This is a genomic window from Aquiluna sp., assembly GCF_965064355.1.
Window position 1 is genome coordinate 1 of sequence record NZ_CBCHRQ010000038.1, and the last position, 11,840, is coordinate 11,840.

Annotated in this window: 7 protein-coding genes; 5 read left to right on the forward strand and 2 right to left on the reverse strand. The window is 53.3% G+C overall.

Features of this window, described 5'->3' with window-relative positions; genetic code table 11:
• The first annotated feature begins 5 nt into the window (after window positions 1-5).
• Genes AC128V_RS04535 through AC128V_RS04545 form a run of 3 tightly spaced genes read left to right on the forward strand, consistent with a single transcriptional unit; the run spans window position 6 to window position 3,173 of the window.
• A complete protein-coding gene (locus AC128V_RS04535) occupies window positions 6-647 on the forward strand; it encodes an ATP-dependent Clp protease proteolytic subunit (RefSeq protein WP_482763503.1) in 642 nt (213 codons plus the stop codon).
• Window positions 648-699: 52 nt separating this feature from the next.
• Window positions 700-1,977: an ATP-dependent Clp protease ATP-binding subunit ClpX gene (gene clpX / locus AC128V_RS04540; protein WP_482763498.1), complete on the forward strand. Its 1,278-nt coding sequence runs from the start codon at window positions 700-702 to the stop codon at window positions 1,975-1,977.
• Window positions 1,978-2,006: 29 nt separating this feature from the next.
• The gene (locus tag AC128V_RS04545) at window positions 2,007-3,173 is read left to right on the forward strand and encodes a benzoate/H(+) symporter BenE family transporter (protein WP_482763504.1); all 1,167 of its coding nucleotides are present in this window, start codon (window positions 2,007-2,009) and stop codon (window positions 3,171-3,173) included.
• Here AC128V_RS04545 and AC128V_RS04550 read toward each other — a convergent pair.
• Window positions 3,147-5,171, reverse strand: a complete 2,025-nt coding sequence (locus AC128V_RS04550) for a M3 family metallopeptidase (protein ID WP_482763499.1) — start codon at window positions 5,169-5,171, stop codon at window positions 3,147-3,149. The genes AC128V_RS04545 and AC128V_RS04550 overlap by 27 nt on opposite strands.
• 9 nt (window positions 5,172-5,180) lie before the next feature.
• On the reverse strand, window positions 5,181-7,757 hold the full coding sequence (gene valS, locus AC128V_RS04555) for a valine--tRNA ligase (protein WP_482763500.1): 2,577 nt from the start codon (window positions 7,755-7,757) through the stop codon (window positions 5,181-5,183).
• Window positions 7,758-7,828: 71 nt separating this feature from the next.
• On the opposite strand from valS, the gene ileS reads away from it, so the two are divergent.
• Window positions 7,829-11,011, forward strand: a complete 3,183-nt coding sequence (gene ileS, locus AC128V_RS04560; protein WP_482763501.1) for an isoleucine--tRNA ligase — start codon at window positions 7,829-7,831, stop codon at window positions 11,009-11,011.
• Window positions 11,008-11,840 (forward strand): bifunctional folylpolyglutamate synthase/dihydrofolate synthase (locus AC128V_RS04565; protein ID WP_482763502.1); only part of this gene is annotated, 833 nt, incomplete at its 3' end. The genes ileS and AC128V_RS04565, both read left to right, overlap by 4 nt.

Below are 11,840 nucleotides of genomic sequence, written 5' to 3' on the forward strand. Positions count from 1 at the left end.
TAAAGATGACTTATCTAGAATCAGCCGCAGGTCGCATTCCGATGCCTCAGTCGCGCTACATCCTCCCGGAGTTCGAGGAGCGCACCGCCTATGGGTTTAAGCGCCACAACCCTTACACCAAGTTGTTTGAGGACCGCATTGTGTTCCTAGGCGTCCAGGTTGATGACGCATCGGCGGATGACATCATGGCTCAGCTTTTGGTTTTGGAATCCCAGGATCCAGATCGCGATATCACCATGTACATCAACTCTCCGGGTGGATCATTCACCGCGCTTACCGCGATTTACGACACCATGCAGTACATCAAGCCTCAGATTCAAACCGTTTGCCTAGGCCAGGCGGCCTCTGCAGCAGCTGTTCTGTTGGCGGCAGGCGCCGAGGGCAAGCGCCTAGCGCTTCCTAACGCACGTGTCCTGATCCACCAGCCAGCTACCGGTGGCGGTGGCTCTGGCCAGGCATCAGATATTGAGATTCAGGCGAGAGAGATCATGCGTATGCGTGAGTGGCTCGAGGAGACTTTGGCCAAGCACACCGGTCAAGATATTGCCAAGGTGAACAAGGACATCGATCGCGACAAGATTCTTACCGCTCAAGAAGCGTTGGAATACGGTCTAATCGATCAGGTCCTAACCTCACGCAAGGGCTAAAAACTAGCCCAGCCTCCCGCAAAAAGTCCCAAACCCGATATAGGGTTTTTCCATGACATTGAGCGAGACCAGCGAACTGCTGAAGTGCACCTTCTGCGGTAAAAGCCAACGCCAGGTGCGAAAGCTTATCGCCGGTCCGGCATCGGTTTACATTTGCGATGAGTGCGTAGAGCTCTGCAATGAAATCGTTGAGGAAGAACTTGGCACTCAAGCCAAGGAATCCACTGAGTCACTGGATCTTCCAAACCCGCGTGAAATCAAGGCTTTCCTGGATGAGTATGTCATCGGCCAAGACAATGCTAAAAAGCAGTTGGCGGTAGCGGTTTATAACCACTACAAGAGAATTCGTGCCACCGGGACCCTGACTCGCGGCGGTAAGAGCCACGATGATATCGAAATTGCTAAGTCAAACATTTTGCTAATGGGGCCAACTGGCTGCGGTAAGACCTACCTGGCTCAGACCCTTGCAAAGCGCTTAAATGTTCCATTCGCTGTTGCTGACGCCACAGCACTAACCGAGGCGGGTTACGTGGGTGAGGATGTCGAGAACATCCTGCTGAAGCTTTTGCAGGCAGCGGATTATGACCCTAAAAAGGCTGAGACTGGAATCATCTACATCGATGAGATCGACAAGATTTCCCGTAAGGCAGAAAACCCTTCTATCACCAGGGACGTCTCAGGTGAGGGTGTCCAGCAGGCGCTACTAAAGATTCTTGAGGGCACAATCGCGTCTGTTCCACCCCAGGGCGGTCGCAAGCACCCGCAGCAGGAATTCATTCAGATCGACACCACAAACGTGCTATTCATCGTTGCCGGTGCCTTCGCAGGCCTTGAGACCATCGTTGGGGAGCGCACTGGCAAAAAGGGAATCGGCTTTGGCTCTCCGCTCAAGGAAAAGAACGATGATCAGGATGTTTTCAAGCAGGTGCAGCCCGAGGATCTTCGCAAGTTCGGACTGATTCCAGAGTTCATTGGCCGCCTGCCAGTTATTGCAACCGTCGAGCAGCTAGATAGAGCTGCTTTGATTTCGATTTTGACCGAACCAAAGAATGCTCTAATCAAGCAGTACCAGCGCATGTTTGAAATCGATGGCTTTGAGCTGGAGTTCGAGCCAGCAGCCATTGAGAAGATTGCTGACCTGGCTGTTTCACGCGAGACTGGCGCAAGAGGTCTCAGGGCAATTTTGGAAGAGGTGCTGGGACCAATCATGTTCGAGCTGCCTGGTTCAACCGAAAATGGTTTGGTTGTAATCACTGAGGAAATTGTCGCCAACAAGAGCATGCCGAAGGTTGAGCAGCTACCTCAGCGCCTCAAAGACAAGACTGCCTAGGTAGAAAAATCAAACTTCAATCTCAGCGACTGGCGCCATTTATAGCGGGAACAGTTGCTTCGATTACCGGCTCGATCGCAACTTTTGCCATTGCAATCGCAGGGCTTGCGGCAATGGGTGCCTCAAACTCTCAGATAACCACCGCACTGGCTGTGATGCTGGTCGGCTACGGAGTTATGTCGATAGCGCTTAGCGTTTGGCTAAAGATGCCGATCAGCGTGGTTTGGAGCACTCCCGGTGCCGCGTTTTTGGCGGCCAGCGCTGGACTTGGGCTGAAGTTCGAGCTAGCGGTCGGTGCCTTTATGGTGGCGAGTCTTTTGGTGTTGGTAACTGGCCTTTGGCCAGCTCTTGGGGCGTTAGTTAGAAAAATCCCACCGCAAATTTCTGCAGCGATGCTGGCCGGTGTCATCTTCCCGTTCGTGGTTGCGACCGTCCACTCAGCTGTTGACTTCCCGGCATTGATCATGCCGGTTGTAGTGGTGTGGTTCATCGTGAACCGCTTCCTACCGCTTTGGGCCTCTCCAATTGCCATTGGGCTTGGATTTTTCCTGATTGGGTCTTCTCCAGAGGCAAGCGATGCCCAGTTTGGAAGCTTCTGGCCTGAACTTACGGTGGTTATTCCGCAGTTCGAAATCGCAGCCATCATCGCGATCGGTATCCCGCTTTATTTGATTACGATGGCGAGCCAAAACCTACCGGGGCTTGCCATTATGTCCTCACTTGGCTACCAGGTTCCCGCCGGTAAAGTCTTTGCCGCTACTGGCTCAGCTTCCGCTCTAACCGGCTTCTTCGGCGGCTTTGGCTTGAATTTGGCTGCGATTACCGCTGCACTAAATGCCGATGAGAATGCTGCCAAGGACCCTGCCCGAAGGTGGATAGCTTCGAGCTGGGGTGGTGTGATTTACATTTTGTTTGCGCTATTTGCAGCGCCTTTTGCTGCCTTTGTTTTGGCCGTGCCTCGGGAACTACTTCTTTCCCTCGCCGGTATCGCGCTAATCAATACTTTTGCTAGCGCCATTCGGGGAGCGGTTTCGGATGATGCGACCAGGCTTGCCGGTGTTGTCACCTTTGTTATAGGTGCAGCTGGCGTCACCATTTCGGGTATTGGTGGAGCCTTCTGGGCGCTACTAGCCGGCGTGATTATCTGGCTTGTGGGAAAGAGAAAAGCTTTAGAGCAACCCACGACGCTTAAGTAGCGGCGTAATCTCTGGGTCGCGACCTAGTAGCTCTCTAACAAGCTCCATCGAGTCGGTAGCACCTCCGCGGGATAGCAGTGACGCGGCAAACTTTCTACCGTTCTCGCGGCTTAGACCACCTTGCGACTTATACCAGTTGACGCTCTCGGCATCCAAAACCTCGGACCAGATGTAACCGTAGTAACCAGCTGAGTAGCCTCCGGCGAAGATATGGGCGAAGTAGTTCGGGCGATACCTGGTTGGGACAGCCTCATAGTCCAAGCCATAGTCCTTGATAGCTGCAGCTTCAAAAGCAGAGATATCCGCTGGGGTTTCGCTGGCTTCGTGCATCGCGAGGTCAAGAATTGCTGCCTGTAGGTAGTGTGTGGTCGCAAAGCCCTGGTTGAAGGCTTCGGTGGCCTGAAGTTTGTCGATCCAGTCCAGCGAGAGCTTCTCACCGGTTTGGTGATGAATTGCGTAATTCTGCAATACCTCTGGCCAAAGCATCCACATCTCGTTTACCTGAGATGGGAACTCGACGAAGTCCCGCTCCACATTGGTTCCGGAGAATCTCGGGTAGTAAACATCCGATAGCAACCCGTGCAGGGTGTGACCAAACTCATGGAAGAGCGTGTTCACCTCATCCAGGGTCATAAGCGACGGGTTACCAGCAGCAGGCTTTGGAATGTTCATGTTGTTCACCACAACCGGGCGCTTGCCCAATAGATGTGACTGGTCAACCAGGTTGTTCATCCATGCGCCACCGCGCTTTGAAGGACGGGCGTATGGGTCAAAGATATACAGCCCACAGCGTGAGCCATCTTCAAAGTCAACCTGGTAAACATTCGCATCAGGGTGGTAGGCAACTAGGTCTTTGCGTCTGGTGAACTTGAGACCGTAGAGCTGACCAGCCGCATAGAAAACGCCGTCCTCTAAGACTCGGTTTAGCTCAAAGTAAGGCTTTAGCACTGAGGTGTCGATCGAGTACTTTTCCTTGCGCTGCTGTTCGGTGTAGCGGTCCCAGTCCCAAGAACGCAGGTCCGAAGCACCGACTTCACGCTGCATAAGCTCAGCCAAGACCCGGCCCTCAGCCTCAGCATTGCGCTTGGCGACCGGTGCGATCTTGCGAAGCACCTCGTGGACGCGATCTGGGCTCTTGGCGGTTTGCTGGGTCAAAACATATTGCGCATAGTTAGCAAAACCAAATAGGGCGGCCTTTTCGCGTCTTAGATCCAGCAGCTCCTTAATAACGCTGCTGGTGTCATTTGCGTTTCCCCGAGATCCGCGCGACAGGGTGCGCTCCATAAGCTCTTGGCGCAGTGTGCGGTCCTCTAGGGAGGCAATTAGCGGGTGACCTGAGTAGTTCAACAGTGGAATGACAAAACCGGTCTTGCCGCGCTCTGAGGCTGCCTGAGCAAGGCTCTCGATCTCGTCGTTAGTTAGACCTCCAAGTCGCGAGGAGTCTCCTAGCTCAACTGCAAGGTCATTGGTGTCGGCCAAAAGCCTCTTGTCGAATTCTGCCTCTAGAGCACTTAGGCGCTCGTTGATCTGAGCCACGCGCTTGCGCGAATCTTCGCTGAGGCCAGCGCCAGCGAACTGGAAGTCCTCCAGGTACTTGCTCAGCAGGCGATCGCTCTCACGGTCGAGTCCAATTGAGTCTCGGTTCTCCACCAAGTGATTGATGCGTGAGTAAAGCGCTGGGTTTAGTCGAATGCTGTCCATGTGGGCTGCAAGACGCGGACCAATCTCGGCCTCAAGCGCCTGCATGGTCTCGTTAGTGTCGCTCGATGACTTGTTGTAGAACACCATCAGCATGGTGGTTAGTAGATCGCCAGAGCGCTCCATTGCCACGAGGGTGTTCTCAAAACTGACTTCGGATTGCGCCAAAATGGCAGCTATCTCTTTGTTGTGCTCACTAACCGCGTGTTCAAAGGCCGGTAGATAGTGCTCATCGCGAAGGTTTGCGAAATCAGGAAGTTCGTTCTCTAGCTGGGAAGGTTGCATCAAGGGATTAGTCATCCCAAAATGCTATTCCTCTGAAGCGAACTCCAAGTCGGAAAGTGCTAATTCGTTGCCAATTAGCAACTTCAGGTCTGTGATTTTTCCAACCGACTTGAGATCCTCGGCAATCAGAGACAGATCCTGAGAGCCAGTGAGGGTCGCGGTTTTGATCTCAGCCTTCATCGAAAGCTTGGCTTCGGATTTTGATTTGCGAATCTGAACCAATGCCTCGCTGGCAACCTTCATCAACATAGGGTCTTGGAACTTGATCTCGTCGATCTGTGGCCAAGGGCTGAGGTGAACTGAGCCTTGTTGCCACCAGCTCCAGACTTCCTCGGCAGCGAATGGAATGAATGGCGCAAACAGTCTCACCAAAATTGCCAGGGCTTCGCGAAGCGCAATAACGGCAGAGCCGATTTCTTGAGCTGACTGACCCGAGTTGCCGTAGGCACGCTCTTTTACCAATTCCAGGTAATCGTCTGTGAAGGTCCAGAAGAAGGTTTCGGTGGTCTCAAGCGCCTTGGTGTGGTCATAGCCGTCAAAAGCCTTGGTGGCGCTCTCAATGACGTCTCGAAGAGCTGCCAGCATTGCCTGATCAATGGGCTCTGTGACCTCGGTGACACCGCTTGGAAGTTCGAAGCTAAGTGCGAAACGACCGGCGTTGAGTAACTTATTAGCTAGCCTGCGACCAATCTTCATTTGACCTTCGTCAAAGGCGGCATCGGTGCCCAATCTTGCACTGGCCGCCCAGTAGCGAACCGCATCGGAACCGTGATTCTCCAAAAGCTCGTTTGGCACAACCACGTTGCCCTTGGACTTTGACATCTTCTTGCGGTCTGGGTCGAGGATCCAGCCCGAGATTGCCGCGTTCTTCCATGGCAAAACGCCGTGTTCGAGTTCGCTTCTAAGCAGGGTGGAGAACAGCCAGGTTCTAATGATGTCCTGGCCTTGTGGGCGAAGGTCAAATGGGAACACCTTGGCAAATTGCTCTGGCTTTGAAAGCCAACCACCGGCAAGCTGTGGGGTCAGCGACGAGGTTGCCCAGGTGTCCATGATGTCCAGCTCGCCAACAAAACCATTTGGCTTTCCGCGCTGGTCTTCACTGAATCCAGCTGGGACATCGGAGCTTGGATCGATTGGCAGCTGCTCCAACGAGGGAACAATGCGCTCATCGAAGATCGGGTTTGCATCCTGGTCAAGCTTGTACCAAACCGGAATCGGAACACCAAAGAATCTTTGGCGAGAAATCAGCCAGTCGCCGTTTAGACCATTGATCCAGTCCTCCAGGCGAACCCGCATAAAGCTCGGGTGAAATTCCAGATCGCGACCCTTGGAGATCAACTGCTGAGAAAGATCTTTGTCCTTGCCACCGTTGGTGATGTACCACTGGCGGGTTGAAACAATTTCTAGTGGCTTATCGCCCTTTTCGAAGAACTTGACCGGGTGTGAGATTGGCTTTGCCTCGCCAATCATGTCGCCGGATGCCTTTAGTGCTTCAACCAAGATCTCCTTGGCGCTGAAGACTGTCTTTCCTGCAATCTCATCAAATAGTGCAGCGCCCTTACTCTGGGCGATTACTTCTGGGGCCTCTGACAGGATTCGGCCATCAAACCCAAGCATGGCGCGGTTAGGAAGGTTTAGCTCACGCCACCAGATCACGTCGGTGACGTCACCAAAGGTACAAATCATGGCAATGCCAGAACCCTTATCCTTCTGAGCTAGACGGTGAGCAAGGATCGGAACTTCGACACCAAACAACGGGGTCTTTGCGGTTTTACCAAAGAATGGCTGGTAACGCTCATCATCTGGGTGAGCAACCAAAGCAACACAGGCCGGAATTAGCTCTGGGCGAGTGGTTTCGATGAAGATCTTGCCGTCTGGGCCATCAAACCCAATGCGGTGGTACGCACCTGGCATCTCACGGTCTTCAAGCTCCGCCTGGGCAACCGCGGTGCGGAAGGTGACATCCCAGAGGGTTGGTGCCATGGCCTGGTAGGCCTCACCGCGGGCGAGGTTATTTAGGAAAGCTGCTTGAGAAACCTCCTGGGCTTCTTTTGAAATGGTGCGGTAGGTCTGAGCCCAGTCCACTGAGATGCCAAGATCGCGCCAGAGGTTTTCAAACGCCTTCTCGTCCTCTTCGGTCAACGTCTCGCAAAGCTCGATGAAGTTTCTGCGTGAAATTGGCAATTGGTCTGCAGCCTTGGAGCTTTTGTTGTCGCCACCCTCGTAAGGGGGAGTGAAGCTCTCCTGGTAGGGCAAAGTCGGGTCGCAACGCACGCCGTAGTAGTTCTGGACGCGGCGTTCGGTTGGTAAACCGTTGTCATCCCAACCCATTGGGTAGAAGACATCTTTTCCGAGCATGCGCTGGTATCGGGCAATTACATCGGTGTGGGTGTAGCTAAAAACGTGACCAACGTGCAGCGATCCGGAGGCAGTTGGCGGGGGAGTGTCGACCGAAAAGACATTTTCTTTTGGCGCGGCTGCATTAAACGCGAAGGTTTGGTTTTGCTCCCAGCTAGGCACCCACTTGGCTTCTAGCCCGTCAACAGTGGCTTTTTCCGGAATGTTGGCCGGTCTTAGTGGTTCTGGTTTTGAAGCGTTCACTTATTTCGTCTCCGAGTTTGCAGGGCTCTAGATTAACATTGTTAAGTTCTAGAACTTCTTCGAAAGCCGTGATGTATCCAAAGCACTCAGACCGAACCGACGGTCCGCTCGCCTCTCCTTCGTTCCCTAAGGTCGAAGAGGAGGTCTTGGCATACTGGGCTAAGGACGACACTTTTCAGGCTTCAATTGATAATCGGGAGGCTTCAGAAGCTCCCGAGTTTGTCTTTTATGACGGACCTCCATTTGCTAACGGCCTGCCGCACTATGGTCACCTACTCACCGGTTACACCAAAGATCTAATCCCTCGCTACCAGACCATGCGCGGTAATCGCGTTGAGCGTCGCTTTGGTTGGGACACTCACGGACTTCCTGCCGAGGTTGAGGCTGAGCGCCTACTGGGCATTTCGGGTAGGCCTGAGATTGAGAAGTTTGGCGTTGCCAAGTTCAACGAGTTCTGCAAGACCTCGGTTTTGAAGTACACCGAGGACTGGCGCACCTATGTCACCCGCCAAGCTCGCTGGGTGGACTTTGATAACGACTACAAGACTTTGGACACCAACTACACCGAGAGTGTGCTCTGGGCATTCAAAGAGCTTTACAAAAAGGGCCTTGTTTACGAGGGCTTCAAGGTTTTGGCTTACTGCTGGAGATGTGAAACTCCGCTGTCCAACCACGAACTTCGAATGGACGATGAGGTCTACAAGAACCGTCAAGACCAATCGGTAAGCGTCACCTTCCCAATCACAAGCCCAGGTCACGAGCTCGATGGCGTAAACCTGGTGGCCTGGACCACAACTCCTTGGACTTTGCCTACCAACTTCGCTTTAGCGGTTGGACCGAAGATTGAATACGGCGTTGCACCATCAAAGGATGGATCTGCGAGCTATCTAATGGCGACCTCTTTGATCGGCGGCTATGCCAAGGAACTTGGCTACGAGAGCGCGGATGAGGTCAAGGCTGCAATTACCAAGACCTACCTCGGCACCGAGCTAAATGGTTTGAAGTATGAGCGCATCTTCGACTTCTATGCCAGTCCAGAGCTATTTGATGTCTCCAACGCCTGGCAGGTGTTGATTGCGGATTATGTTGCCGATACCGATGGCACCGGAATTGTCCACCAGGCACCGGCTTACGGTGAGGATGACCAAAACGTTTGCCAGGCCGCAGGCATCCCAACCTATGTTTCTATCAACGAGCGCGGACAGTTCAACTCGGTAATTGCTCCCTACGAGGGACAGCACGTCTTTGACGCCAACAAGCCAATCACCCAGGACCTGAAGACCATGGGTAGATTGCTGCGTCAGGCCTCCTACGAGCACAGCTACCCGCACTGCTACCGCTGCAAGAACCCGCTGATCTATAAGGCTGTTTCTTCCTGGTTTGTTGAGACCACCAAGCTGCGCGATCGCATGTTGGAACTAAACCAAGAGATCAACTGGGTTCCCGAGCACACCAAGAATGGCAGCTTTGGCAAGTGGCTGGAGAATGTCCGCGACTGGGCGATTTCTCGAAACCGCTTCTGGGGAGCACCGATTCCAGTTTGGAAATCAGACGACCCTAACTACCCGCGGGTAGATGTTTACGGATCGATGGAAGAACTTGAGGCTGACTTTGGTGTCCGCCCATCCGACTTCCACCGTCCGGTAATTGACGAGCTAGTTCGACCAAACCCAGATGACCCAACTGGCAAATCCATGATGCGCCGTGTTCCTGAGGTATTGGACTGCTGGTTCGAATCAGGTTCGATGCCATTCGCTCAGGTGCACTACCCATTTGAGAATCAAGATTGGTTTGACTCACACTTCCCAGGTGATTTCATCGTGGAGTACGTAGGTCAAACCAGAGGCTGGTTCTACACCCTGCACGTTTTGGCTACCGCACTGTTTGATCGCCCGGCTTTCAAAAACGCCATCAGCCACGGCATTGTGCTTGGTAATGACGGCCAGAAGATGTCCAAGAGCCTGCGCAACTATCCAGATGTGAATGAAGTGTTTAACCGTGACGGCTCAGATGCCATGCGCTGGTTCTTGATGTCTAGCCCGATTCTTCGCGGTGGCAACCTCTCGGTTACCGAGCAGGGAATCCGCGAGGGAGTCCGTCAGGCGCTGCTGCCACTGTGGAACACCTATTACTTCTTTGCGCTCTATGCCAACGCCGCAAACTACGAGGCCTCTCCATCGACTTCTTCTTCTCAGCTGCTAGATCGCTACATCATGGCTAAGACCAGAAAACTGATTGAGGATGTTCAGAGCGATCTGGATGTCTTTGACAGCTACCAGGCATCCGCCAAGGTTAGAGATTTCGCTGAGGTTCTTACAAACTGGTATGTCCGCCGCTCCAGAGACCGATTCTGGGAGGGTGACAAAGCTGCCTTCGACACTATCTACACCGTTCTAGAGGCGGTGTTGAGGGTCGTTGCACCGCTTTTGCCCCTAACCGCCGAAGAGATGTGGCGAGGTCTGACCAATGGTCGATCTGTTCACCTGGAGAGCTGGCCTGCAGCTAGCGAATTCCCAGCTGATGAGCAACTGGTTCAGGACATGGACGCCATCCGCGAGGCAGCCTCGGTTGCCCAGGCACTTAGAAAGTCGGCCGGCTTGCGAGTTCGCTTGCCCTTGAGTGACCTAACAATTGCCGCGCCGAATGCCCAAAGTCTTAGCGCTTACTCGGATTTGATTGCCGAAGAACTAAACGTGAAGCAGGTCTCGGTGGTTCAGGCATCCGATGAGGTTGCCAGTCAGTTTGGGCTTCTAAAGTCATTAAGTGTGAATGCGAGAACTCTTGGACCTCGTGTTGGCGGGGAAGTGCAGCGCATTATTCGCGAGGCAAAGGCAGGTAACTGGTCTCAGCTTGGCGATCTTGTTGTGGTCGATGGCACTGAGCTGTTCGAGGGTGAATTTGAGATCACCATGGTGGCTAACCAGGCTGATGTAAATCAGGCTGTTGGAATCACCTCTACCGGATTCGTTTTGTTGAACACAGTCCTAACTCCTGAGCTCGAGGCTGAAGGCGCAGCGCGTGATGCGATTCGCCACATTCAGCAGGCTCGTAAGGATGCTGGGCTAGATGTTTCAGATCGAATCTCATTGACTCTTCGTGTCGATGCCGGCTCACTAGAAGCATTGATGACTCACGCTGAATTCATCGCGAGCGAGACTCTCGCTACTGAATTCGAGGTTCTAACTGCCGATGTTTCAGGAGAGCTTTCGATCGGGGATGCAGGCTTGATCGAGATTGAGCTATCGAAGAAGTGACCGAACGACACGAACTCGATCAGATTCTTGCCGAGCTTTATGCCAGGCAACCAGAGCAGCATATTCGCCCAAGGCTTGAACCAACCGCGCGACTTGTTGGCCTGATGGGTGACCCGCAAAAGAATTACGGAATCATCCACATCACAGGAACCAACGGCAAGACCTCTACCTCTCGAATCATTGAGCGCATTTTGCGAGAGCATGGACTTCGAACCGGCAGGCTGACCAGCCCGCACCTGGTGAATTTCAATGAGCGAATTGCGCTTGATGGTGACCCGGTTAGCGATGAAATTCTGGTTGACACCTACCGCGAGAACAAACTTCTCATGGATTTGGTAGATCAGCAGCTGATATCTGAGGGTCACCAGCCTCTCACCTTCTTTGAGGCCTTCACAGCCCTGGCGTTTCAGCTCTTCTCGGATGCACCGGTCGATGTCTTGGTTCTTGAGGTAGGCATGGGAGGCGAGTGGGATGCGACAAACGTTGCAGACGCCGATGTCGCGGTCTTCACGGCAATTGATCTGGACCATCAAAAATCCTTAGGTGACACGGTTGAGGAGATAGCGACCACGAAGGCCGGGATCATCAAAGAAAAGTCCCTAGTAGTTTCCAGCCCGCAGTATCCAGGTGTGATTGAGGTTCTCGAAGGTCGCAGCTCGAACCTAAAGCTCTCGGGACGTGACTTCGAATATGGCGATGTGCTGGCCGATGGTTTTGGAACCCGGTTCTCGGTTCGTGGACTGGCGACAGATTACCCACAGGTTTGGATGCCAATTATTGGTTTCCACCAGGCGCAGAATGCCGCTACCGCAATCGCGGCGGTTGAGCT